The sequence below is a fragment of the Streptomyces diversicolor genome, from assembly GCF_057537855.1.
The window spans coordinates 140,955-163,981 of record NZ_BAAJXA010000024.1 but is presented as its reverse complement, the minus strand read 5'-3'; the positions used below and the strand labels follow the sequence as shown (position 1 = coordinate 163,981).

Genomic DNA, 23,027 nt, shown 5'->3' with positions numbered 1-23,027 from the left:
CGCGGTGTTTCCCGGCCTTCTGGGGCCGTCCACCGCCGTGTGCGGCGAGCCGGGCGCGCCTTTTTCACCGGCGCGCATGCGGCACCCGCCGTCCAGGCCGGTCACCGTTCGTGGACGCCCGTGTCTCACGCGCGGGAACAGGACGCGCGGCCTCGCGCAACCGGCGCCCGCGCCGGGTGGGGCCCCATGGCTTGAGCACCGAGATCGCCGTCATGAAGGCATAGGCGGCCAGCGACACGGCCGGTCCGATCAGGACCACACCGGCGTCGGGCAGGGGTTCGCCGGCGGTGACGGCCGTGACCGCCGCATGCACCCTGGGGCGCAGCGCGAAGGCCGTCGCGGCGGTGGTGGCCAGGGTCAGCCAGAACTTGGTCCAGACCCAGCGGTGCCGGGCCAGGCCCCACGGTGTGCCGAGGGACAGTGCCACACCGCTGAGGAGCGTGACGAGCGCCACGGGAAGCAGCAGCCAGTCGGCGAACAACCGCATGGAGCGTACGGCGGCGGTGACGGCCCCCGCCTGCCCGGCGGTGACCGCGGTGATCCCCAGCGCGAGCAGCCCGAGCGTGATCCCGAGCCAGCTCGCGGAGGCGGTGACATGGACGACGAGAAGGGCCCGGCGGGCCGGACGGCTCAGTTTCATGGCTCTCACCGTGCCGGTCAACGGCCCGCAGGGGCGTCTGCCGGGGGGAGTAACCCCGCGTACGTTCGCGGGCGTACACGCCTACGGCCCCCGCGGTGGCGCCGGACGCGGTGGCGCCGGGCCCGCTGGCGGGTCCGGCGCCGGTGGGTGGTGGCGATCAGCGGGCCTGTGCGCGCAGTTCCGACAGGGTGGCCGAGGTCAGCGGCCGTGGGGTGTGTTCGGGTTCGACGAGGACGACCGTGCAGTCGGCGGCGTGGGTGAGCGCGGTGGTGAGGCTGCCGTCGGCGAACTGGGCGAGGGGGCCGCGCGGCGAACGGCCGACCGCTATGGCCCGGGCGCCCACCTCGGTGGCGTGCCGGGCCAGGACGCGTCCGGCCGCGGCGTGGTCGCCGACGCTGCTGAGGATCTGCCCCGTCACGGGGATGTCCAACGCGGCGAGGCGGTCGAGGTGGGCGGTGACGGCGGCGTGGGCCTGGTCGGCGGTCTCGGTGTCGACGGCCTGTTCCTCCACGACGGCGGTCTGCTGCACATGGACGATCTCCAGCGGGCTGCCGGTGTCCTGGGCGAACCGGGCCGCGGTGTCGACGGTGGCGGCGGCCCCCTCGTGGGCGCCGACCGCGACGATGACCGGCCGGGTGCCGGCGCGCGGTGCGGTGCCGACGGGCGTGAGCAGCGGGGTCACCGGTTCGCCCTCGCCGGTGTCGGTCTCGGCGGCGCGCAGCAGGCGGTGCCCGCTGGCCAGTACCGGGATGGCGAGCACGAAGGTGGCGGCGCCGAGGTAGAAGGGGACGCTGAGGTCGGTGGCGTCGGCGAGCTTGCCCGCCACATAGGGGGCGAGGCCGCCGCCGATGAAGCGCAGGAAGCCGTACGCGGAGGAGGCGACCGGGCGCTCCACCGGGGAGACCAGCATGACGGCCTGGGTGGTGAGGGTGTTGTTGATGCCGATGAAGGCGCCGCTGAGGATGACCGCGACGATCACGACGGTGGGGGTCTCGACGCCCGCGGCGATCACGGCCATCACGATGCCGAGGCCGAGCAGATTGGCGTAGAGCACGGGGGCGGTGCCGTAGCGGGCCTGGAGGCGGGGGGCGAAGAAGACGCTGAAGGCGGCCACCAGCAGACCCCAGCCGGTGAAGACCAGTCCGAGCTGATGGGCGCTCAGCTCCATCGGGTAGGGCGCGTACCCCAGCATGGTGAAGAAGCCCCAGTTGTACAGCAGCGCCATGATGCCCATGGTCAGCAGGCCGCGGTGGCGCAGCGCCTTGAGCGGGTCGAGCGGCGAGCTGCGGCGGGCCGGCCGGGGCAGGGTGGGCACGAAGGCGAGGGTGGCGACGAGGGCGATGGCCATCAGCGCCGCGACGCCGAAGAACGGTCCGCGCCAGCTGATCGCGCCCAGTTCCCCGCCCAGCAGCGGACCGACGGCGATGCCGAGGCCGAGGGCGGTCTCGTACAGGATGATCGCGCCGCCGAACCCGCCGCTGGCCGAGGCGACGATCACCGCCAGTGAGGTGGCGATGAACAGGGCGTTGCCCAGGCCCCAGCCGGCCCGGAAGCCGACGATGCCGTTGATGGAGCCGGAGGAGCCGGCCAGCGCGGCGAAGACGACGATGACCGCCAGTCCTATGACGAGGGTGCGCTTGGCGCCGAAGCGGCTGGAGAACCAGCCGACGACGAGCATGGCGACCGCGGTCACGATGAGATAGCTGCTGAACAGCAGGGAGACCTGGCTGGGCGAGGCGTGCAGGTTGTCGGCCAGCGCGGGCAGGATCGGGTCGACCAGGCCGATGCCCATGAACGAGATCACGCAGGCGAACGCGACGGCCCAGACGGCCTTGGGCTGCTTGAAGGGACTGGCGGCCTTTCCATGGGGTGCACTCATGTGTGCTTCTCTTCCGGAGCGTTGACGGGGACGGGCGAAGAACGGGACAGGCAGAGGGCAGGACGGGCGGAGAACGGGACGGGCAAAGGGCGGGAGGGGGGAAAGCGGGAGGAAAAATGAAAGGTGGACGACGGGGTCAGGAGGGGGCCGGGCGCTCGTGGTCGTCCCGGATGGCCCGGGCGAGGGCGGGCAGCGCGATGTGCACCGCGTCCCGTTCGGCCTCGGTGAGCCGCGCGACGAGGTCCTGAAGCGCCTCGGCGCGCTCCGCGCGCCGCTGCCGGAAGACGTCGAGGCCGGTGGGGGTGGCCGCCACCAGGACGCCCCGGCCGTCGCTCAGGTCGGCGGTGCGACGCGCCAGACCGGCCCGCTCCAGCCGGGTGATCAGCTGGGTCATGTTCGGCTGGGAGACGCCTTCGGCGCGGGCCAGTTCGGTCAGCCGCTGGGGGCCTTCGCGGCCGAGCCGGGCCAGCACCGAGGAGGCCGCCGTGCTCAGGCCGCCGGCCGTGGCACTGCGGCGTACGTGCCGGACCAGCTGCTCGACGGCGATGATCAGGTCCTCCGGCGAGACGCCGGGGGCCGCCGGATCCATAACCCGCTTATGCATACCTGCATGATGCACTTAGATGTACTGTGAAACAAGATGCCGGGAGGGGTCCGGAGCCGGGCGGCCGGGGGTTCGGTGACCGCCCGCCGACCGGCCGTCATCGCCCGGACGGTTCAGCCCGGTACGTCCATGGATTGGGTGCCGATCACCGACAGCAACCGCAGTGCCTCCTCGTCCCGCGAGCCGGGCGCGGCGGTGTAGATGACGACGCGCTGGTCGAGGTCGGTGATGTCCAGGACGTCGCAGCGGACCGTCACAGCGCCCACCGAGGGGTGCTGGAGCGTCTTGCACAGGGTGGGCTGCGCGGCCACGTCGTGGGAGTCCCACAGACGGGCGAACTCCTCGCTGCCGGCCAGCAGTTCGGCCACCAGGCCGGTCACTTCCGGGTCGTCCGGGTAGCGTGCGGCGGCGGCCCGCAGATGGTGGGCGGAGGTACGGGCGAACTCGTCGGTGCCCGAGACGCCGTACAGCCGCCGCCCGCTCCTGCCGGGGCCGAGGAAGACCCGGCGGATCAGGTTGCGGTCGCGGCGGGGCAGCGCGGAGAAGTCCTCCATCAGCGCGGCGGCGAGATCGTTCCAGGCGATCACCTCGTAGATCGCGGAGAGCACGAACGCCGCGGCCTGCGGCAGCCGCTCCAGCAGGTCGACGATGCTCTGGCGCACCACCCGCGGCGGGCCGGACGGCGGCAGCGGGGGCACGCCCGCGAGGTGGTGCAGATGGGCGCGCTCGGCGTCCGACAGTCGCAGCGCGCGGGCGACACCGGTCAGCACCTCGTACGAGGGGCGCGGGGCCCGTGCCTGCTCAAGGCGCGTGTAGTACTCGGTCGAGATGAACGCCAGGTGCGCCACCTCCTCACGGCGCAGTCCGGGCGTACGCCGCCGTGTCCCGGCCGGCAGGCCCACGTCGGCGGGGGTGATCCGCTCGCGCCGACTGCGCAGGAAGGATGCCAGTTCACGTCTGTCCACACCCCCAGTGTCCGCCGGGCGTCCGGGCCCAGCCAGGTACTGCCGGTGCCTGGCTGGGCCCGGACGCCCGGCGCAGTCTCGACGGCATGAACGAAACAGTGAACTCGGCACCCGTCCCGGCGGCCCCGGCCGCGGGTCTCCTGGCAGGCAAGGCCGGGCTGATCATCGGCGCCGGCCGGGGCATCGGCGCCGCCGCGGCCCGGCTGTTCGCCCGGGAGGGCGCCCGGCTGCTGCTGGCGTCCCCCACCGAGGCCCGGCTCAAGGCGGTGACCGACGAGATCAGGGCGACCGGCGCGAGCGTGGACCACATCGTGTGCGACCTGTCCGACCCGGACTCCGTACGGGCCGCCGTGGACCGGACGGTGGCGGTGTACGGCCGCCTCGACATCGCCTTCAACAACGGGGCGGTGGCCGTGCCGCCGAACCCGCTCGACCGGGTGCCCGAGGCCGACCTCGACCATCTGTACGCGGTGAACCTCAAGGGTCCCTGGGTCGCCGTGGCCGCCGAGGTCGCGGCGATGCGCGCCACCGCCGGGCGGGGCGCGATCGTCAGCACCTCCAGCGTCGGCAGCCTGATGGGAAACCCGTGGCTGCCCGGCTACGGCGCGATGAAGCGGGCCCTGAACAGCGTCACCGCGTCGGCCGCGGTGACCTACGGCCCGGAGAACATCCGGGTCAACGCCATCGCGCCGGGCACCACCCGCACCGACATGCTGGAGCACTGGGACGAGGCCGACCCGGGCGTCATCGACCGCCTCAACGCCCAGACCCCGCTGGGCCGGGCCGCCGACCCGGCGGAGATCGCCGAGGCGGCGGCCTGGCTGCTGAGCGACCGCGCGTCCTATGTCACCGGAACCATCCTGCGCGTGGACGGCGGCATGCGCGCATGACCGCACCGCCGCGCGGTCCGGGCCACCGACGAACGGTCACGGCTCCGGACGCCGCCGCGACGGCCGTCCTCGACGGCGCCGGCCACGTGGTAGGGCAGCGGGCAGGGAAAGGCGCCGACGACCGGACGGGCCGAGGCATCTGAGCGGGAGGAGATCCGCAGGGCGCCCGACCGGGAGGAACCCGCACGGACGGGAACCGGCGCATGGACCAGCGGTCGGGGACCGGGCCGGGGCGTCGCAACTGTCCGGGTCGGGGACCGGGCCAGGGCGTCGGCGACTGACCGGGGTCGAGGACCGGGCCAGGGCGTCGGCGACTGACCGGGGTCGGGGACCGGACGAGGGCGTCGCGACTGACCGGGGTCGGGGACCGCGGGCGCGGGGGTTGCGAATCCGCAGGTCGCGGGTGCCCCGCCGTTCCGATCCCGGGTGGACGCCCCGGCACCGGCCCGCCGCCCAGGCACCCCGGCACGACCTCCCGCACCCGGCTTGTGGGGTGTCGGGGTGGGCGGGGCGGGGGCGGCTTGTGGGGGGTTGGGTCAGGTCAGTTCGGCCAGGAGGTCGCCGCCCTCGACCTGTTGGACGGGGTTGATGGCCAGGCGGGTCACCCGGCCCGCCCGCGGGGCGGTGATCGCGGCCTCCATCTTCATCGCCTCGATGGTGGCCACCGTCGCCCCGGCCGCCACCTCGTCGCCCTCGGCGACCGCGAGCGTCACCACGCCCGCGAACGGCGCCGCCACATGGCCGGGGTTGCCGCGGTCGGCCTTCTGTGTGGCCGGCACGTCCGAGGCCGCCGCCCGGTCGCGCACCTGGATGGGCCTGAGCTGGCCGTTCAAGGTGGCCATCACCGTGCGCATGCCCCGCTCGTCGGCGTTCCCGACGGCCTGCAACTCGATCAGCAGCCGCACCCCGGGCTCCAGGTCGACGGCGTACTCCGTCCCGGGGCGCAGCCCGTAGAAGAAGTCCTTGCTGTCCAGCACGCTGGTGTCGCCGAAGGTCTGCCGGTGGGTCTCGAACTCCCGTGCCGGGCCTGCGAACAGCAGCCGGTTCAGCGTCGCGCGCCGGGACTTCTCCAGGCCCTCCCGGTCGTCGGCGGTCAGCTCCGGCACGGGCTTCGCCTCCGCCCGGCCCCGCAGCGCCTTGGTGCGGAACGGCTCCGGCCAGCCACCGGGCGGGGTGCCCAACTCGCCGCGCAGGAAGCCGATGACGGAGTCGGGGATGTCGTACCGGTCCGGTGCGGCCTCGAAGTCCTCCGGGCGCACATCGGCGCCGACCAGATGCAGGGCGAGGTCCCCGACGACCTTGGAGGACGGAGTGACCTTGACCAGGCGGCCCAGGATCCGGTCGGCGGCGGCGTACATCGCCTCGATGTCCTCGAACCGGTCGCCGAGTCCGAGCGCGACGGCCTGGGTGCGCAGGTTGGACAGCTGTCCGCCGGGGATCTCGTGGTGGTAGACCCGCCCGGTCGGCGAGGCGAGGCCCGCCTCGAAGGGCGCGTAGATCCGGCGGACGCTCTCCCAGTACGGCTCCAGGTCCCCGACGGCCTGGAGGTCGAGGCCCGAGGGCCGCGCCGAGTGGTCGGTGGCGGCGACGATCGCCGACAGCGACGGCTGTGAGGTGGTGCCCGCCATCGACGCCACCGCGCCGTCCACCGCGTCAGCGCCCGCCTGGACCGCGGCGAGATAGGTGGCGAGCTGACCGCCCGCCGTGTCATGGGTGTGCAGATGGACCGGCAGGTCGAACTCGCGGCGCAGCGCCGTGACGAGCGTGGCCGCGGCGGGGGCGCGCAGCAGTCCCGCCATGTCCTTGACCGCGAGGACGTGGGCGCCCGCGGCGACGATCTGCTCGGCCAGGCGCAGGTAGTAGTCGAGGGTGTAGAGGCGTTCGGACGGGTCGCAGAGATCGGCGGTGTAGCACAGGGCGACCTCGGCGACCGCGGTGCCGGTCTCGCGCACGGCGTCGATGGCGGGGCGCATCTGGCCGACGTCGTTGAGCGCGTCGAAGATCCGGAAGATGTCGATGCCGGTGGCGGCGGCCTCCTGCACGAAGGCGTCGGTGACCTCGGTCGGGTACGGCGTGTAGCCGACGGTGTTGCGGCCGCGCAGCAGCATCTGCAGACAGATGTTGGGCACGGCCTCGCGCAGGGCGGCCAGCCGCTCCCAGGGGTCCTCGGCGAGGAAGCGGAGGGCGACGTCGTAGGTGGCGCCGCCCCAGCACTCCAGGGACAGCAGCCCGGGCAGGGTGCGGGCGACGACGGGGGCGACGGTGAGGAGGTCCTTGGTGCGCACCCGGGTGGCGAGCAGCGACTGGTGGGCGTCGCGGAAGGTGGTGTCGGTGACGGCGAGCGTCGGTGACTCGCGCAGTCGGCGGGCGAAGCCCTCGGGGCCGAGCGAGACGAGTCGCTGCCGGGACCCGGCGGGCGGCTCGCCCGCGGGCAGCGGGGGCAGCTTGGTGACCGGGTCGATCAGGTCGGGCCGCTCGCCGTGCGGCTTGTTCACGGTGACGTCGGCGAGATAGGTGAGCAGTTTGGTGCCGCGGTCGGCGGAGGAGCGCGCGGTCAGCAGGTGGGGGCGTTCCTCGATGAACGAGGTCGTCACCCGTCCGGCCTGGAAGTCCGGATCGTCGAGTACGGCTTGCAGGAAGGGGATGTTGGTGGCCACGCCGCGGATGCGGAACTCGGCGACGGCGCGCCGGGCGCGGACGATCGCGGCCTTCAGGTCCCGGCCCCGGCAGGTGAGTTTGACCAGCATCGAGTCGAAGTGCGCGCTGATCTCGGTGCCGGCGTGGGTGGTGCCGCCGTCGAGGCGGATGCCCGAGCCGCCCGGCGAGCGGTACGCGCTGATCCGGCCGGTGTCCGGGCGGAAGCCGTTGGCCGGGTCCTCGGTGGTGATGCGGCACTGCAGCGCGGCACCGCGCAGGGTGATGGACTCCTGGGTCAGCCCCAGGTCGGCGAGGGTCTGCCCGGCGGCGATCCGCAACTGGGCCTGTACGAGGTCGACATCGGTGACCTCCTCGGTCACCGTGTGCTCCACCTGGATGCGCGGGTTCATCTCGATGAAGACGTGACGGCCCGCGCGGTCGAGCAGGAACTCGACGGTGCCGGCGTTGCGGTAGCCGATCTCGCGGGCGAAGCGCACGGCGTCGGCGCAGATCCGCTCGCGCAGCGCGGGGTCCAGGTTCGGCGCGGGCGCGAGTTCGATGACCTTCTGGTGGCGGCGCTGCACGGAGCAGTCCCGCTCGAAGAGGTGGATGACGTCGCCGTCGCCGTCGGCGAGGATCTGCACCTCGATGTGGCGCGGATCGACGACCGCCTTCTCCAGGAAGACGGTGGGGTCGCCGAACGCGGAGGCCGCCTCGCGGGACGCCGCCTCGATGGCCTCGCGCAACTGGGCGGGTTCCGCGACCCGGCGCATCCCGCGGCCGCCGCCGCCCGCCACCGCCTTCACGAACACCGGGAAACCGATGTCGTCGGCGGCCCGGACCAGTTCGTCCACGTCGGTGGAGGGCGCCGAGGAGCCCAGCACGGGCACGCCCGCGGCGCGGGCGGCGGCCACGGCACGGGCCTTGTTCCCGGTCAGTTCGAGCGTGTGGGCGCCGGGTCCGACGAATGTGATGCCGGCCTGTTCGCAGGCCCGGGCGAGTTCCGGGTTCTCGGACAGGAACCCGTAGCCGGGGTACACCGCGTCGGCGCCCGCGCGGCGTGCCGCGGCCACGATCTCCTCGACCGACAGGTAGGCCCGTACCGGATGCCCGGGTACGCCGATCTCGTAGGCCTCGTCGGCCTTGAGCCGGTGCAGTGAATTGCGGTCCTCGTGCGGGAACACGGCGACCGTGCGCGCGCCCAGCTCGTAGCCGGCGCGGAACGCGCGAATCGCGATCTCACCACGGTTGGCGACCAGCACCTTGCGGAACATCATCGACCCCTTCGGCCTGCCCTCGACGAACACCATCGTGTCGGCGACTGCCCTGCCCTGCCACGCGGCAACGTTAGGGGCGGGCGGGCGACGGCTGAAGGGGGCGAACATCACATTGACATCCGGGTCCGCCCGGGGGCGCCCGAAGCCCCTCGCGCGCTCCCGGGGCCCGGATGTCAGGGGCCGCTGCCCGGTGCCGGGAGCGTCGGTTCCCCCGCGACGGCGAGCGGGCCCCGGGCACGCCCGCGCTCGGCATCGGGTTCGCTGCCGTGCGGGAGGTCGTGCCGGAGGTCGGGGTGCAGGTCGCGTTCGAGGTCGTCGAGCGCGCGGCGTGCGGTCGCGATGCGTTCCGCGAGGTGCCGCCGCTCCTCGGGTGCGACGGGGGCGGGGCGCCGGGCGGGCGTCTCGTCCCGTTCCAGCTCGCGGGCCTCTTCGAGGGAGGTCAGGACCACTCCGATCAGCACGTTGACCAGGACGAAGGAGGCGAGCAGGACATAGGAGGCGTAGTAGAGCAGGCTCCAGCGGGACACCTCAAGGCCGGCCCGGACCGCGTCCCCGATGCCGTCCAGCGTCATCAGGAGGAAGAGGGTGAGGACCGCCCGGCCGACGGATCCGTAGTGCTCGGGGTCGGACCTGCCGAAGAAGACCCAGCCGACCATGGCGTACACGTACAGCAGCAGCGCGCCGACCAGGAGGAAGCTCAGCGTGCCGGGCAGGCTGCGGGCCACGGCGACCAGCACGATGCGCAGTTGCGGCAGGAACCGGGCGGTGCGCAGCACCCGGGCCAGCCGCAGCAGCCGCAGCACGGTGGTGTTCTCGCGGACGACGGGCAGGAAGGCGCACAGCACGACGGCCAGGTCGAAGAGGTTCCACGGGTCCTTCCAGAACTCCCGTGGCCGGTCCGCGTGGGCCGCGAGGCGCAGCAGGATCTCGACGGTGAAGACGGCCAGGCAGGCGTGTTCGGCGAGCCTCAGCCAGTGCTGCCAGTCGGCGACGAGGCCGGTGTAGGTCTCCACGCCCAGCAGTGCCGCGTTCGCCAGGATCACCGTGAAGACGGTGAGGGCGAACCAGCGGGCCTCCGTGACGGCCCGGCAGCGCCGGGCCAGTTCACGCCGGGCGGATAACGGCACCTGCTCGGCCGCGTGCTGGTGCTGGTCCGACTCGTCCGACATGGTGCTGCTTCCGCTCCTTCACGTGCCGCGCTCACCCGGTCGGCCGGGCCCGGCGGCACGGCTGTCGAGTGATCACCTTCCAGGAGAGATTTCTACAGCACTGTAGAAGGCGACGGGGAAGGGGTGGGTGCTGCGCACCGTCCAGTGGGGCGTCGTGCGTGTGCGGCGCCGTGGTGGCTGAGCGCGCCGTTCCCCGCGCCCCTGACGGGGCGCCGCCCGGCACCGCGTCGATCCGGCACCGCACCCTCCAGCAGGACGGCGTACGCGCGCGGCACCATCGTGGCTGAGCGCGCCGTTCCCCGCGCCCCTAACGGGGCGCCGCCCGGCACCGCGTCGATCCGGCACCGCACCCTCCAGCAGGACGGCGTACGCGCGCCGCACCGTCGTGGCTGAGCGCGCCGTTCCCCGCGCCCCTAACGGGACGCCGCCCAGCCCCGCATCGATCCGGCACCGCACCCTCCAGCAGGACGTCGTACGTGTGCGGCACCGTCGTGGCTGAGCGCGCCGTTCCCCGCGCCCCTGACGGGACGCCGCCCGGCCCCGTGTCGATCCGGCGGCGGGCCGCCCGGGATAGAATGGACCCGTCAGTCCATAAGGAGGCGCCTCATGGCCAGCCCGCACCGGACGAAGCTCACCGCCAAGGGGGCGGCCACCCGGCGGCGGATCGTGGAGGGCGCCGCGGCCGAGATCCGCGCCCGGGGTGTCACGGCCACCACGCTGGACGACATCCGTGCGCGGACCGCCACCAGCAAGAGCCAGATCTTCCACTACTTCCCCGGCGGCAAGGAGGAGTTGCTGTACGCGGTGGCCGCCCGGGAGGCCGATCGGGTGCTGGAGGACCAGGAGCCGCAGCTGAGCGATCTGAGCACCTGGCCGGCCTGGCGGGACTGGCGGGACGCGGTGGTCGGGCGCTATCGGCAGCAGGGCGTGAACTGTCCGCTGGGTGTGCTGATCACGGAGCTGGGCCGCGCCACTCCGGCCGCGCAGGCGCTCACCGGCCGGCTGATCGAGCAGTGGCAGCAGGCGTTGCGGGCCGGGATCCGGCGCATGCAGGACGGGGGCGCGATCGACCGGCGGCTGGACGCCGACCGCACGGCGGCCGCGCTGGTCGCCGCGGTACAGGGCGGGGTGGTCATCCTGATGTCGACGGGCGGCATCACCCATCTGGAAGCGGCACTCGACACGACGCTGAGCCTGCTGCGCCGCTCCGCCACCCCACCCGCGACCTGAGCGCGCCCGGCCCGCGCCATGGCCCGCCCCCGGCCGTCCGACCGGGGCACGTCGAGAGCGCCCCGGCCGTCCAGGCGGGGCGCTCTCGACGGGGTCAGCGTGCCTCGCGGAAGGCGACGTGCCGCCCCGCCACGGGGTCGTATTTGCGCAGAACGAGCCGGTCGGGGTCGTTCAGCCGGTTCTTGCTGGTCACATAGGTGACGCCGGTCGCGGCCGTCGACCTCAGCGTGACGACGGGACGCGTGGTGCTGCGTGCCATGGGGGATCTCCTCTCCGGCCGCATCCGCGTTTTGTAACGCGCATGACAGCCACGGACCGTGCAACACGCACCCCGGGGCACGCATTCCCGCCCGCCGCGGGTGACCTCGCACCGGGTCCGGCCGCCGGGTCAGGGGGCGTCGCCGCGCCAGTCGTAGCGGCGGCCGTCCGGCGGGCGGGGCGCGTACAGGGCCCGGCCGCCGGGGCCGTAGCGGCCCAGCTCGGTCACCAGCGCCACCTGCTCCCCCGTCGCCCGCTCGGGCCGTCCGGTGACGTCCAGGAGCAGCCCGTCCAGGGGACCCCCGACCAGTTCCGCGTAACTGCGGCCGGGCCGGGGGCCCGCGTCCTCGTGATCGGCCCCGTACACCCGGCCCCGCATGAACTCCCGCTCATCCATGCCGTGCAGGGTCGCATCCGGCACTGACACCGCACCGCGCCCGGGTCCGGGCATCACCGGGCCGCGCCTTCTCGCCCCCGCGTCACCGCACCCCGCCTGCGGCGTCATGACGCGGCGCCCGCGACATCATGACGCGCCGCCCCAGATACCGGACATATCAGCTTTAAACGTGTGTTATTCATCCATGCACAAACCTTCGCGGCGTACCTTGCTCACCGCCTCGGTCGCGGCCGTCGGCTCGGGACTCCTGTCGGCCTGCACCGGAAACGGCTCGCACCCGCAGTCCCGACCAGAAGCCGGCGCGACGGCCAAGGGCCCCAGCCACGGCTTCGTCCCCCCGGGACCCAGGGGGTTCGTGAACCCCTCCGGACCCGAGGTGCACGCCGTCGAACGCAGACGCGGCTCCGGGCCCGTACGCAGGTTCGAGTTCACCGCCGCCGAGACGACCGTGGACCTGGACGGACGAAAGGTTCGCACCTGGGCCTACGGTGACAGCCTGCCGGGCCCGCTGGTCCGCGTCACCGCCGGCGACGTCCTCAGCCTCAACCTCGCCAACCGGCTGCCCGCCGAGACCACGCTCCACTCGCACGGTGTGCGCATGCGCTGCGACATGGACGGCGTGCCCAGCCTGACCCAGGAAGCCATCGCGCCAGGCTCCGACTTCACCTACCGCTACACCGTCAGCCACCCCGGCACCTATCTGCTGCACTCCCACTCCGGCATGCAGCCAGACCGCGGCCTGTACGCCCCGTTCATCGTCGACGACCCAAGGGAGCCACTGCACTACGACAAGGAGTGGCTGATCGTCCTCGACGACTGGATCGACGGCGTCGGCGGCTCCACCCCGGACGAGGTCCTCACGGAGCTGCGGCACGGCAAGACCATGTCCATGGACGGCATGGGCATGGACAAGGGGATGGGCAACGGCCCCGAAGCCGGCGGCCACGGCGCCTCCGCCGCGCCGCACCCGGCCCCCGCGAAGCCGAAGGGGCCCTCCCGCATGCTGCACGGCGAGCGCAGCGCCATCCTGCACAGCGTGGGCGGCAATGTCGCCTACCCCCACTACCTCGCCAACGGCCGGCTGCCCGGCAACCCGTCGGTGTTCCGGGCCCGGCCCGGCGAACGGATCCGGGTGCGCATCGTCAACGCGGGCTCGGACACCGCCTTCCGGGTCGCCCTCGGCGGGCACCGGATGATCGTCACCCACACCGACGGCTACCCCGTCGAGCACACGGAGACCGACGCGCTGATCCTCGGCATGGCGGAACGTTACGACGTGCTGATCACCGCGAAGGACGGCGTCTTCCCGTTCGTCGCGCTCGCCGAGGGCAAGGGCTCCCGTGCCATGGCCCTGCTGCGCACCAGCGACAGGACGTCCGCGCCGCGGGCCGACGCCTACCCGGCGGAGCTGGACCGCGAGCTGGTGCCGGCCCGGCGGATCAACCCGCACGAGTCCGTGGCCCTCGCCGACCGCAAACCCGACCGGGAGATCCGGATCAGGCTCACCGGTGACATGAAGCAGTACAACTGGTCGTTCGACCACCAGCCGTACTCGCTCACCCAGCGCCATCCCATCCGGCAGGGCGAGCGCGTCCGCCTCACCCTCATCAACGGCACCGACATGTGGCACCCCATGCATCTGCACGGCCACACGTTCGCGGTCGTCGGCCTCAACGGGGTGGGCGCCCGCAAGGACACCTCGATCGTGCTCCCGCACCGCAAGCTCGTCGTCGACTTCGACGCCGACAACCCCGGGCTGTGGATGCTGCACTGCCACAACCAGTACCACTCCGAGTCGGGCATGATGACCATCCTCGGCTACCGCACATGAGCCCCGGCCGGTGCCCGCCGTCGCCCCCGGACGGCTGCGGGCACCGGCCGGGCACGGCGCCGGACCCGTACGCCCGGCTCGGCCGCCCGCCGTGGGCCGCGGCGGGGCGCGAGTGGTGGATCTCCCGGGACGGTCGTAGCGTCGATACGAAGGCGGCGGCGCCCGAAACGGCGTGGCCGCGCGTGCGGCAAGGCTGGCGGGAGCGACCATGCGCAGACCAGTGCGGCGTACCGCGATCATGCTCTCGGCGGGCGTCCTGCTCGCGGGAGCCGCGACGACGGGCGCGGCGGCCCCGTCGGCGCCGGCGCCCGCCGGTCACCGGGCGCCGCAGAGCGCGACACCCGTCCTCGTGGACTGCCTGTGGAACTCCAGCGTGCGGCCCGGCGACTTCATCCTCGCCTGCGGTGACGGCAACAGCCGCCTCACCGGGCTGCGCTGGACGCAGTGGGGCCGGGAGGCGGCGACGGCCCGGGGCGTCAATCTGGTGAACGACTGCAAGCCGTACTGCGCCCTGGGCACGTTCCACCCCCACCCGGTGACCGTCCGCCTCGAACACCCCGAGCGCTGGCCGCGGCATCCGGACCTCGACCACTACACCCGGATCACCCTCACCTATACCGACAGCCGGCCGGCCGGATACGAGCGGGTGACGACCCTGCCCCTGTGGAGCTGACCGCGGCGGCGGCGCGGCGCCTGCCGCCGCGGTGCGGCCGGACGTCAGACGAACAGCGACAGCAGCAGGGCCATGCCGAGGCCGAACACGCTGACCAGGGTCTGCACCACCGTCTGGGTCCTGGTGGCCTGGCCGAGGTCCATGCCGAAGGACTCCTTCACCAGCCAGAACCCGGCGTGGTTGACGTAGTTGAGCCCGAGGGAGCCGGCGCCGATCGCCACCACCAGCAAGGATGCCTGGGCCACCAACTCGGCGTCCGGGCGGACCTCGGGCAGCCGGGGCGCGATCCAGCGGGCGTAGACGGGACCGGCCAGGACGACGGTCGGCAGGGCGCAGACGAGTCCGACGACGAGGGTGAGGCCGAGGTCTGCGTGCAGCCCGGTCATCGCGGTGAGCGGTCCGGGGTGGGGCGGCAGCATGCCGTGCAGGGTGGACAGGGACGCGATCGCGGGCACGCCCAGCAGCACATACGGGCTGCCCTTCGTGTCCCCGTGCTCCTCCAGCCTGCGGGCCACGCTGAAGATCAGCGGCAGCAGCACGATCAGCCCCACCTCGAAGAACATCGGGACGCCGATCACAAAGGCCGCGGCGCCCACCAGCCAGGGCAGCCGGCGCCGGTCGGCGCGCTCCACCAGGGCCCGGGCCATCGCGTCGGTCGCCCCCGAGTCGGACAGCAGCCGGCCGGCCCAGCATGGCGCCCAGGGCGAGGGTCACGCCGACGTCGCCGAGGGTGCCGCCCGCGCCCTCCTCGATGGAGTCGATGAGCTTCGCGACGGGTTCCCCGGCGGCGATCCCGGTGCCGACGCTCACCGCGATCAGCGCGACGAACGGATGGATGCGCAGCCGGGAGTTGATGAGCCAGATCAGTGCGGCGATGGCCACCGTGAGGATGAGCAACAGCCACCAGCTGTATGCGGTCATGCGGGTGCCTTTCCGGGACATACGGGGATACGGGTGCGTCGGCAGGGCAGGGCGGTACGGCGGGCCGGAGGTGGATCACCGGCGCCGCATCGGGCGTATGCGGGTCAGTCCAGGCCCAGGTGCTCGATCAGTTCGGCCACCTCGCGGTCCTGCCGAACCAGATCGGCGGCGAAGGCGCCGCCGGTGGTGAAGGCGTCGCTCCAGCCGTGGCGGGTGAGTTCGGCCCGCCACTGCGGTGCGGAGTGCAGCGCGGTCAGCAGGCCGATCCAGCGGTCGCGGTCCGCGCGGGCGATGCCCGGCGGTGCGACGATGCCGCGCCAGTTCTCGAAGACCAGGTCGATGCCGCGGGCGCGCAGCGTCGGCACGCCCGGCAGCGCGGCGACGGGCCGGCCGCTGCTGACCGCGAGGACCCTGAGCTGCCCGGCGGCGATCTGATCGAGGAATTCGCCGATGCCGCTGGTGGCGAAGTCGACCTTGCCGTCCAGCAGGGCGGGGAGCAGTTCGCCGCCCCCGCCGTCGTGGGCGACGTAGCGCACCCGTCGCGCGGGGACGCCGACCGCGCCGGCCAGTGACACGGGGAAGAGGTGGTCCGGGCCGCCGGGCGACGAGCCGCCGCCGACCGTGAGCCCGCCGGGATCCCGTCGCCAGGCCGCGACCAGATCGGTGACGGTGCGGTACGGCGAGTCCGCGCGGACGACCACCGCCTCGGGCTCCTCGATCAGCCGGGCGAGCGGCGTGGTGTCGGTGACGGACACCTTCGCGTGCGCGACCCGTGCCGCACCGAGGACACCGAGGCCCATCTGCAGGGCAAGCCGCCCGTTGCCCCGTTCGTCGACGGTGCGCTTGAGGCCCACGGTGCCGCCCGCCCCGGGCAGGTTGAACACCTGGGTGTCCCGGGCGGTGCCGTTCTCCTCCAGGATCCGGGCCACGGTCCGCGCGGTGGTGTCGTATCCGCCGCCCGGCGTGTTGGGGACCATGATCCGCAGCCCGTCGTCCGCGCCGTCGGCCGGGCCGGGCCAGGCGCCGCAGGCGGTGGCGAGCAGGGCCAGTACGGTGAGGATGCCGGACAGGACGCGGGTGCGGCCTCGCATGGCACCTCCCTTTCGCTGCTCGCCAGGCGGACGCCATGATTGTGCGGCCTGGCGGACAGCACGCCCAGGTTGTGTCAGCAGGAGAGATTGAGTTCGTTGTGGTCACGCCGTTCCGCCGCCAGACCCTCGCGGGCGAGATGCTGGCCCTCCAGCTCGCCATCGTCGTCGTGGTGCTGCTGGCGGTCGCCGCGGTCTCGCTCGCGCAGTCGGCGGCCACCTTCAACCGGGTCGAGGGCCGCCGGGTCACCGCGCTCGCCGAGCAGCTGGCGGCGCAGCCGCTGGTGCGCAGCCGGCTGTCGGGGCCCGCGCCGGCCGAGGCGCTGGCCCCGCTGGTGCACTCCACCCGGGTGCAGTCGGACGTCACGTCGGTGACGGTGGCCGACGCCGCGGGCCGGGTGGTCAGCTCGACCAACCCCACGGTCGTCGGCGACCGCCTGCCGCTGGGTCCGGGGGCCGGCGAGGGACGCGGCTGGTCGGGCGCCCTTGAGTGGGACGGCAGCCGGGAGCTGGTCGCGCAGGCGCCGGTCCTCGGGGCGACGGGCGACGATGTCGGCCGGAACCTGGGCACCGTCATGATCGGTGAGACCTCGCCCACCGTGGGGCAGCGGCTCGGTGGCGCCTCCTCGTACCTGCTCATCTACCTCGGTGTGGCCAGTGCGCTCGGCGTGGCCGGTTCCTGGCTGCTCGCCCGGCGGGTCAAGCGGCAGACCCTCGGGCTCGAACCGCGCGAGATCACCGGTCTCGCCGAGCACCGCGAGGCGATGCTGTACGGCATCGCCGAGGGCGTCGTCGCCCTGGATCCGCAGCGCCGGGTGACCCTGGTGAACGACGTGGGGCGGCGGCTGCTTGAGCTGCCCGAGGACTGTGTGGGCCGCGGCCTTGCGGAACTCGGCATCGAGGGGCGGCTGCTCGACGTGCTGACCGGCGCCCGGGAGGAGGCCGCCGCGCCGCGTGACGAGGTCGTGGTCCGGCACGGCCGCGTCCTCGTCATGAACCGGATGACGGTGGTCAAGGACGGGCGGCCGCTCGGCTCCGTCACCACCCTGCGGGACCGTACCGAACTGGCCCGGCTGGAACGGGAGATCGGCTCCTTCCGCAGCACCTCCGAGCTGCTGCGGGCGCAGACCCATGAGTTCGCCAACCAGCTGCACACCATCTCCGGTCTCATCCAGATCGGCGAGCAGGACGAAGTGGTGCGCTACATCCGGGCGTTGAACCAGCGCCGGCAGTCGCTCGACATGACCGTCGGCCGCCGCGTCCGGGACACCACGGTCGCCGCCCTGCTGATGGCCAAGGCGTCCCAGGCCGCCGAGCGGAAGGCGGCGCTGCGGGTCTCGGACCGCACGGCGCTCGGCCGGCTCACCGCGCAGGACGCGGCCGACGTGGCGACCGTGATCGGCAACCTGGTGGACAACGCCATCGACGCCGCCACCTGCGAGCCCCCCGCGGACGGCGAGCCCTGGGTGGAGGTCGAGCTGCGGCAGGACGCGGCCAGCGTGGAGATCGTGGTGCGCGACTCCGGGCCCGGTGTCGCCCCGGAACTCGCCCAGGAGGTGTTCGCCCACGGGTTCACCACGAAGGCCGCGCGGGAGGGCGGGCGCGGCATCGGGCTCGCCCTGACCCGGCTGGTGTGCGAACGCCGGGGCGGCGAGATCGCCGTGACCAACACCGATCAGGGCGCGAAGTTCACCGCCCGCCTGTCCGTGAGCCACCCCGCCGACGCGGTGGCGGAAGGAGCGACCGCATGACCGAGCCGGCCGAGACCATCGACGTGCTGGTCGTCGACGACGACTTCATGGTGGCCCGGGTGCCGCCGTTCCGTGTCGTCGGCACCGCGCACACCGGGGAGCAGGCCGTCGCCGCCGTCGAGGAGCTGCGCCCGGACCTCGTCCTGCTCGACCTGTATCTGCCGGACACGTTCGGACTGGACGTCATTCCCCGGCTGCGCACGGCCGGACACGACTGCGACGTGCTGGTCATCAGCGCGGCCCGGGAGGCCGACGCGGTGCGCGGCGCGGTCCGCAACGGCGTGGTGGACTATCTGCTCAAGCCCTTCGACCAGGAGGACCTTCAACCCCGCCTTGAGCGGTACGCGGCCCGGCGCGGGCGGCTGCTGACCACCGTGGTCCGCGGCCAGGCCGATGTGGACCGGGTCCTCGCCGGGGCGTTCCCGGCCCCGGCGGGCAGCACGCTGCCGAAGGGGCTGAGCGTCGAGACCGCCGCGCTGGTGGAGCGCGTCCTGCGGGGTACGGACGGCACGGTCTCCGCCGCCGAGGCGGCCGCCGCCTGCGGCATCTCCCGGGTGAGCGCCCGCCGCTACCTGGAGCACTTCCACACCACCGGCAACGCCGAGGTGACCCTGCGCTACGGCTCCGCAGGCCGCCCAGAACGCCGCTACCGCCACCGCCCCTGACCACCCCGAGCCCGATGCCGCGCCCGGGACCGGTGGGGCACCTGGCCGCGATCGGCAAGTACGGCCATGCCTCCCTCCCCCGATCCCTGCTGGCACTCAGTGACACGCATCACTGACATATGTGACAAAAAGGGACAGACTGGAGGCACCGCACCGCGACTTCGAGGAGCCGCACCGCATGGCACACGGAGCCCACCACAGCCCCTTTCTGCCTCCCCACCCGGACCTGAGCCTGGCCCGAGACTGCGAGCACTGCCTCGGCTGGGGAACCGTCGTCACCTTCGACGGCCGCCACGAGCTGTGCCCCACCTGCCAGCCGGACCCCGGCGACGACGAGGCCGTCCCCGACACCGCCGCCCCCACATGAGACGGCCACCGGCCCCGGTGCCGCCGCGGCACTCAGTGCCCGGCCGCAACTCCGGCCCCGGCCACCGCAGCGCACACGTATCATCACGATGCGGCACCGACACCCCCTGACGCTCTCGGCACACTTGACTACCCGCGGTCACACGCGATTGGCTCCGGCCCGGAGAGCGGACCGGCCGGCATGCCCGAGCGCCGGGCCCGCGCTCCCTTCCGCTCATGCTCGGCCGCACAGCGAGGTGCCGCACCCTCATGAACACGTCTCCCCCACGCCCCTCCCCCGGCAGACCGGCGCACGTCACGGCGCTGACCGCCGCCGCGGCGGCGGGCTGTCTGCTGGTGGCCGGCTGCTCCGGCACCGACGGCACGCGGTCGCCGGCCGACACCGGCGGGGCGGCTGCCGCCCGGCTGAAGATGGCCCTGATCAGCCACGGCGACCGGGGGGACGCCTTCTGGGACCGGGTACGCAAGGGAGCCGAGGCGGCCGCGGCCAAGGACGGCGTCGAGCTGACCTACGCGAACGACCCCGACGCCGCCGGGCAGGCCGAGCTGGTCCGCGACGCGATCCGCGACAAGGTCGACGGCATCGCCGTGACGCTCGCCAAGCCCGAGGCCATGAAGAGCCCGCTCGGCCAGGCGAAGGCCGCGGGCATTCCCGTGGTCGCGCTCAACTCCGGCATCGACGCCTGGCAGCCGGCGGGCGCCCTGGAGTACTTCGGCCAGGACGAGAGCGTGGCGGGCCGTGCCGTCGGCGACAAACTGGACGACCTGAAGGCCAAGCACACCCTGTGCGTGATCCACGAGCGCGGCAACATCGCCGTCGAGGCGCGGTGCGCCGGTGTGAAGAAGACGTTCGACGGCCGGACCACCATCGCCTACGTCGACGGCACCGACATGGACGCGGTCACCGAGGCCATCGCGGCCCAGCTGCGGCAGAACCCCGGCATCGACGAAGTGGTCACCAACGGGGCGCAGTTCGCGCTCGCCGCGGTCAAGTCCGTCAAGCAGACCGGCAGCCGAGCCCGGGTGGCGACCTTCGATCTCAACGACGACCTGGTCAAGGCCGTACGCAGCGGTGACGTGCAGTTCGCGGTGGACCAGCAGCCCTACCTCCAGGGCTATCTCGCCGTGGACGCGCTGTGGTTGTACAAGACCAACGGCAACGTCAGCGGCGGCGGGGTGTCGCCCGTGCTCACCGGTCCCGCCTTCGTGACCCGGACGAACGTGGCCTCGGTGGCGAAGTTCGCCGCCAACGGGACGCGTTGATCCAGCCGTTCGTCCAAGCCGACGCCAACGATTCGACCACTTGCGGCACATGCGGTCACATGTGCGGATAGCATCCTGCGCACCCCTTGCTGCCGCATCGGACACGCGATCACCCGTCGCACCCGTCCCCCGTCCCGCCCCCGAAGACCGCCTCTAGGACGACGATGTCTGAACGGACAGGTGCCCGGCGCCGTCTGGGCTCCATACGGCTCAACCTGATCCTGCTGGCCCTCGTGCCGAGCGTCACCCTCGCCGCCGTCTGGGGCGTGACCACGACCCAGATGTTCTCGGAGGGGCTGCGGCTGCGGACACAGACCCAGTTGAGCAGGTCGACCGGGGCGATGGGCACCGAGGCCACCCTCGCACTGCAACAGGAACGCCGGCTGTCCGCCGCGTGGCTCGCCTCCCCGCACGGCTCCCGGGCGGCGCTCGACGCCCAGCGCAGGACGACGGATGCGGCCGTGGCCAAACTCGTCGGACAGACGAAGGAGATCCGTCGGGCCCCGGCCCGCGTCAAGGACCGCATGTACTCGGTCGTCGCCTCGGTCGGCAGCCTGGAGTACTACCGGGGCCAGGTCGACGACCCCACCGACATCACCGCCGAACAGGTGCTTGACCAGTACACCGCGATCATCGACGACCAGATCCACGCCTTCCAGGAGCTGTCCCAGGTCGACGACGGCGACCTCACCTCGCAGGCCGGGCCGCTCGTCGCGCTGGAGCACGCGGCCGAACAGGTCTCCCAGGAGGACGCGCTGCTCGCCCTCGCCTGGTCGTCGAAGCAGCTCACCGACGACCAGTGGACCGCGTTCGCCCGGCTGGTGAACGCCCGCCGCTTTCTGGTCGAGGACCAGGCGGTGCCCGCGCTGCGCGGCAGCGCCAAGACACAGACCGAACAGATCCTGCAGAGCGCCGCATGGAAGGCGCTGGAGGGCGTCGAGGACCGGATCCTCGCCGCCCGGTCCACGGCGGGCACGGCCGACGGCCGGATCGCGCTCCCCGACGCACGGGCCGAGTGGAGCGCGGCGCTGACCGAAGTAAGCCCCCGCTACTCGGTCCTGATCCAGCATCAGACGACCGCGCTGCTCGACCGCAGCGCCGCGCGGGCGCACGACCTGCTGGTCACGGCCGGTTCGCTGAGCGTCGGCGGGCTCGTCGCGCTGCTGCTGTGCGTCGGCATGTCCTGGCGCATCACCCGCTCGCTGTCCCGGCGGCTGCGCGGGCTCAGAAAGGCCACGCTCGGCCTGGCCGAGGAGCGGCTGCCCGACGTGGTCGCCCGGCTGGAGCGGGGCGAGCGGGTCGACGTGGAGCTGGCGACGCCGCCGCTCGACTACGGGCGCGACGAACTCGGCCAGATGGCGCAGGCGTTCAACGCCGCCCAGCGCACGGCCGTACACACCGCGGTCGAACTCGCCGATACCCGGCGCGGTTTCCAGAAGGTCATCCTCGGCATCGCCCGGCAGAGCCAGAACCTGGTCAACCTCCAGCTCAGCAAGCTGGACGCACTGGAACGCCGGCACACCGACCCGGACGTCCTCCAGGGCCTGTACGAACTGGACTCCACGGCCAGCCAGTTGCGCCGCTACGAGGAGAACCTGGTCATCATCAGCGGCGAGCAGCCGCGGCGCAGCTGGAGCGAACCGGTCGCGCTGATCGACATCCTGCACAGCGCCGTCGGCGAGGTCGCCGAGTACCAGCGGGTCGAGGTGCGCGCCGACGAGGAGGTGAGCCTCGCCCCGCCCGCGGTCGCGGACGTGATCCATCTGCTCGCCGAACTCATCGACAACGCGACCGTCTACTCGCCCGCGCCCAGCCCGGTCGGGGTGCGGGCCGCGCTGGTCGCCAAGGGCCTGGCCGTCGAGGTCGAGGACCGCGGCCTCGGCATGTCCGAGCAGGACTACGCCTCGCTCAACGCCCAGCTGGCGGTGGCGCCCCCGTTCGATGTGATCGGGCTCGCCGACGATCTGCGGCTCGGCATGTTCGTCGTCGCCCGGCTCGCCACCCGGCACGGCATCGCCGTCACCCTGCGCCCGTCGCCGTACGGCGGGACCACGGCGATCGTGCTGGTGCCGCACGAGATCGTCGTGCGCGAGACCCCGGACGCGCCCGCGGCCCGGGGCTCCCGCAAGGAGCCCGCGGAGCACGCCGCGGAGCAGGGCCGGGGCGGCGGCGCGGGGAGCGCCGTGGCGACGGCCGTCGCCGAGCGGACCCGGCAGGCAGGCCCGGCCAGGTCCGCCGCAGCGCCGCGCCCGGAGGAGACCGCGGGCGTCGGCGCTCTCGCGCCGCTGCCGCGCCGGGTGCCGCAGACCAGCCTGGTCCTGGAGCTGCGCGAGGAGGCGCCGACGGCCGGGGAGACGGGCCACGACGACTTCACCGCGGAACGCGCCGCCTCCTCGCTCGGCGGGTTCCAGCGCGGCACGCTGCGGGCCCGTGACGAGGACGCCGAACCACCCGCGGAACCTCCCGAGACCGAGGACGTCGATGTCCGACTCCGCCCGCCGACCGCACACGAAGGACGCTGAC

Annotated in this window: 19 protein-coding genes and 1 pseudogene; 9 read left to right on the top strand and 11 right to left on the bottom strand. The window is 73.3% G+C overall.

Annotation, left to right across the window (positions count from 1 at the left end):
• Positions 1-64: 64 nt before the first annotated feature.
• From AC27LF_RS27335 to AC27LF_RS27320, 4 genes are all read right to left on the bottom strand, one after another.
• Positions 65-640, bottom strand: coding sequence for a DUF2269 family protein (locus AC27LF_RS27335; RefSeq protein ID WP_479661143.1), 576 nt, complete (start codon positions 638-640; stop codon positions 65-67).
• A gap of 157 nt (positions 641-797) precedes the next feature.
• On the bottom strand, positions 798-2,519 hold the full coding sequence (locus AC27LF_RS27330; RefSeq protein WP_479661144.1) for an MFS transporter: 1,722 nt from the start codon (positions 2,517-2,519) through the stop codon (positions 798-800).
• Between the two features lie 136 nt (positions 2,520-2,655).
• Positions 2,656-3,123 carry a MarR family winged helix-turn-helix transcriptional regulator gene (locus tag AC27LF_RS27325; RefSeq protein WP_479661145.1) on the bottom strand — a complete coding sequence of 156 codons (468 nt, stop codon included), beginning with the start codon at positions 3,121-3,123 and terminating at the stop codon, positions 2,656-2,658.
• Positions 3,124-3,236: 113 nt separating this feature from the next.
• Positions 3,237-4,088, bottom strand: coding sequence for a helix-turn-helix transcriptional regulator (locus AC27LF_RS27320; protein ID WP_479661146.1), 852 nt, complete (start codon positions 4,086-4,088; stop codon positions 3,237-3,239).
• Positions 4,089-4,174: 86 nt separating this feature from the next.
• On the opposite strand from AC27LF_RS27320, the gene AC27LF_RS27315 reads away from it, so the two are divergent.
• Entirely contained in the window at positions 4,175-4,978 is an 804-nt protein-coding gene (locus AC27LF_RS27315) for an SDR family NAD(P)-dependent oxidoreductase (RefSeq protein ID WP_479661147.1), read from the top strand.
• Between the two features lie 536 nt (positions 4,979-5,514).
• Here the strand turns inward: AC27LF_RS27315 and AC27LF_RS27310 are convergent.
• A complete protein-coding gene (locus AC27LF_RS27310; protein ID WP_479661151.1) occupies positions 5,515-8,889 on the bottom strand; it encodes a pyruvate carboxylase in 3,375 nt (1,124 codons plus the stop codon).
• A 176-nt stretch (positions 8,890-9,065) separates the two neighbouring features.
• Positions 9,066-10,061, bottom strand: coding sequence for an ion transporter (locus tag AC27LF_RS27305; RefSeq protein ID WP_479661148.1), 996 nt, complete (start codon positions 10,059-10,061; stop codon positions 9,066-9,068).
• 606 nt (positions 10,062-10,667) lie between these two features.
• On the opposite strand from AC27LF_RS27305, the gene AC27LF_RS27300 reads away from it, so the two are divergent.
• Positions 10,668-11,291, top strand: a complete 624-nt coding sequence (locus tag AC27LF_RS27300; protein WP_479660966.1) for a TetR/AcrR family transcriptional regulator — start codon at positions 10,668-10,670, stop codon at positions 11,289-11,291.
• A gap of 94 nt (positions 11,292-11,385) precedes the next feature.
• Here the strand turns inward: AC27LF_RS27300 and rpmG are convergent, their stop codons facing one another.
• Together rpmG and AC27LF_RS27290 are read right to left on the bottom strand one after the other, a co-directional pair.
• A complete protein-coding gene (rpmG, locus tag AC27LF_RS27295; RefSeq protein WP_479660965.1) occupies positions 11,386-11,550 on the bottom strand; it encodes a 50S ribosomal protein L33 in 165 nt (54 codons plus the stop codon).
• 129 nt (positions 11,551-11,679) lie between these two features.
• On the bottom strand, positions 11,680-11,946 hold the full coding sequence (locus AC27LF_RS27290; RefSeq protein ID WP_404031132.1) for a hypothetical protein: 267 nt from the start codon (positions 11,944-11,946) through the stop codon (positions 11,680-11,682).
• A gap of 184 nt (positions 11,947-12,130) precedes the next feature.
• Here AC27LF_RS27290 and AC27LF_RS27285 point away from each other — a divergent pair, with 184 nt between their 5' ends.
• The gene (locus AC27LF_RS27285; RefSeq protein ID WP_479660964.1) at positions 12,131-13,777 is read left to right on the top strand and encodes a multicopper oxidase family protein; all 1,647 of its coding nucleotides are present in this window, start codon (positions 12,131-12,133) and stop codon (positions 13,775-13,777) included.
• A 208-nt stretch (positions 13,778-13,985) separates the two neighbouring features.
• Positions 13,986-14,450: a hypothetical protein gene (locus AC27LF_RS27280; RefSeq protein WP_479660963.1), complete on the top strand. Its 465-nt coding sequence runs from the start codon at positions 13,986-13,988 to the stop codon at positions 14,448-14,450.
• A gap of 44 nt (positions 14,451-14,494) precedes the next feature.
• Here AC27LF_RS27280 and AC27LF_RS27275 read toward each other — a convergent pair whose 3' ends face one another.
• The 3 genes and pseudogenes from AC27LF_RS27275 to AC27LF_RS27265 all read right to left on the bottom strand — a co-directional run bounded on the left by AC27LF_RS27275 (position 14,495) and on the right by AC27LF_RS27265 (position 16,462).
• The gene (locus tag AC27LF_RS27275; protein ID WP_479660962.1) at positions 14,495-15,097 is read right to left on the bottom strand and encodes a GntT/GntP/DsdX family permease; all 603 of its coding nucleotides are present in this window, start codon (positions 15,095-15,097) and stop codon (positions 14,495-14,497) included.
• Between the two features lie 100 nt (positions 15,098-15,197).
• Positions 15,198-15,371 (bottom strand): annotated as a pseudogene (locus AC27LF_RS27270) (GntT/GntP/DsdX family permease); the annotation flags it as partial.
• 104 nt (positions 15,372-15,475) lie between these two features.
• Entirely contained in the window at positions 15,476-16,462 is a 987-nt protein-coding gene (locus AC27LF_RS27265; RefSeq protein WP_479660961.1) for a Bug family tripartite tricarboxylate transporter substrate binding protein, read from the bottom strand.
• A 98-nt stretch (positions 16,463-16,560) separates the two neighbouring features.
• Here AC27LF_RS27265 and AC27LF_RS27260 point away from each other — a divergent pair, with 98 nt between their 5' ends.
• The 5 genes from AC27LF_RS27260 to AC27LF_RS27240 all read left to right on the top strand — a co-directional run bounded on the left by AC27LF_RS27260 (position 16,561) and on the right by AC27LF_RS27240 (position 23,026).
• Positions 16,561-18,210, top strand: coding sequence for a sensor histidine kinase (locus AC27LF_RS27260; protein WP_479660960.1), 1,650 nt, complete (start codon positions 16,561-16,563; stop codon positions 18,208-18,210).
• Positions 18,207-18,875 (top strand): response regulator, encoded by a 669-nt coding sequence (locus AC27LF_RS27255; protein WP_479660959.1) that lies wholly within the window; start codon positions 18,207-18,209, stop codon positions 18,873-18,875. The genes AC27LF_RS27260 and AC27LF_RS27255 overlap by 4 nt, the downstream gene beginning before the upstream one ends.
• 178 nt (positions 18,876-19,053) lie before the next feature.
• Positions 19,054-19,242, top strand: a complete 189-nt coding sequence (locus tag AC27LF_RS27250) for a hypothetical protein (RefSeq protein WP_479660958.1) — start codon at positions 19,054-19,056, stop codon at positions 19,240-19,242.
• Between the two features lie 248 nt (positions 19,243-19,490).
• Positions 19,491-20,504 (top strand): substrate-binding domain-containing protein, encoded by a 1,014-nt coding sequence (locus tag AC27LF_RS27245; protein ID WP_479660957.1) that lies wholly within the window; start codon positions 19,491-19,493, stop codon positions 20,502-20,504.
• Between the two features lie 164 nt (positions 20,505-20,668).
• Positions 20,669-23,026, top strand: a complete 2,358-nt coding sequence (locus tag AC27LF_RS27240; protein ID WP_479660956.1) for a sensor histidine kinase — start codon at positions 20,669-20,671, stop codon at positions 23,024-23,026.
• Position 23,027 lies beyond the last annotated feature (1 nt).

Bases quoted from the DNA above. Each gene is read 5' to 3' on its own strand.
- AC27LF_RS27335 (WP_479661143.1), bottom strand. From the start codon at position 640: ATGAAACTGAGCCGTCCGGCCCGCCGGGCCCTTCTCGTCGTCCATGTC.
- AC27LF_RS27330 (WP_479661144.1), bottom strand. From the start codon at position 2,519: ATGAGTGCACCCCATGGAAAGGCCGCCAGTCCCTTCAAGCAGCCCAAG.
- AC27LF_RS27325 (WP_479661145.1), bottom strand. From the start codon at position 3,123: ATGCATAAGCGGGTTATGGATCCGGCGGCCCCCGGCGTCTCGCCGGAG.
- AC27LF_RS27315 (WP_479661147.1), top strand. From the start codon at position 4,175: ATGAACGAAACAGTGAACTCGGCACCCGTCCCGGCGGCCCCGGCCGCG.
- AC27LF_RS27310 (WP_479661151.1), bottom strand. From the start codon at position 8,889: ATGTTCCGCAAGGTGCTGGTCGCCAACCGTGGTGAGATCGCGATTCGC.
- AC27LF_RS27305 (WP_479661148.1), bottom strand. From the start codon at position 10,061: ATGTCGGACGAGTCGGACCAGCACCAGCACGCGGCCGAGCAGGTGCCG.
- AC27LF_RS27300 (WP_479660966.1), top strand. From the start codon at position 10,668: ATGGCCAGCCCGCACCGGACGAAGCTCACCGCCAAGGGGGCGGCCACC.
- rpmG (WP_479660965.1), bottom strand. From the start codon at position 11,550: ATGGCACGCAGCACCACGCGTCCCGTCGTCACGCTGAGGTCGACGGCC.
- AC27LF_RS27290 (WP_404031132.1), bottom strand. From the start codon at position 11,946: ATGGATGAGCGGGAGTTCATGCGGGGCCGGGTGTACGGGGCCGATCAC.
- AC27LF_RS27285 (WP_479660964.1), top strand. From the start codon at position 12,131: ATGCACAAACCTTCGCGGCGTACCTTGCTCACCGCCTCGGTCGCGGCC.
- AC27LF_RS27280 (WP_479660963.1), top strand. From the start codon at position 13,986: ATGCGCAGACCAGTGCGGCGTACCGCGATCATGCTCTCGGCGGGCGTC.
- AC27LF_RS27275 (WP_479660962.1), bottom strand. From the start codon at position 15,097: ATGGCCCGGGCCCTGGTGGAGCGCGCCGACCGGCGCCGGCTGCCCTGG.
- AC27LF_RS27265 (WP_479660961.1), bottom strand. From the start codon at position 16,462: ATGCGAGGCCGCACCCGCGTCCTGTCCGGCATCCTCACCGTACTGGCC.
- AC27LF_RS27255 (WP_479660959.1), top strand. From the start codon at position 18,207: ATGACCGAGCCGGCCGAGACCATCGACGTGCTGGTCGTCGACGACGAC.
- AC27LF_RS27250 (WP_479660958.1), top strand. From the start codon at position 19,054: ATGGCACACGGAGCCCACCACAGCCCCTTTCTGCCTCCCCACCCGGAC.
- AC27LF_RS27245 (WP_479660957.1), top strand. From the start codon at position 19,491: ATGAACACGTCTCCCCCACGCCCCTCCCCCGGCAGACCGGCGCACGTC.
- AC27LF_RS27240 (WP_479660956.1), top strand. From the start codon at position 20,669: ATGTCTGAACGGACAGGTGCCCGGCGCCGTCTGGGCTCCATACGGCTC.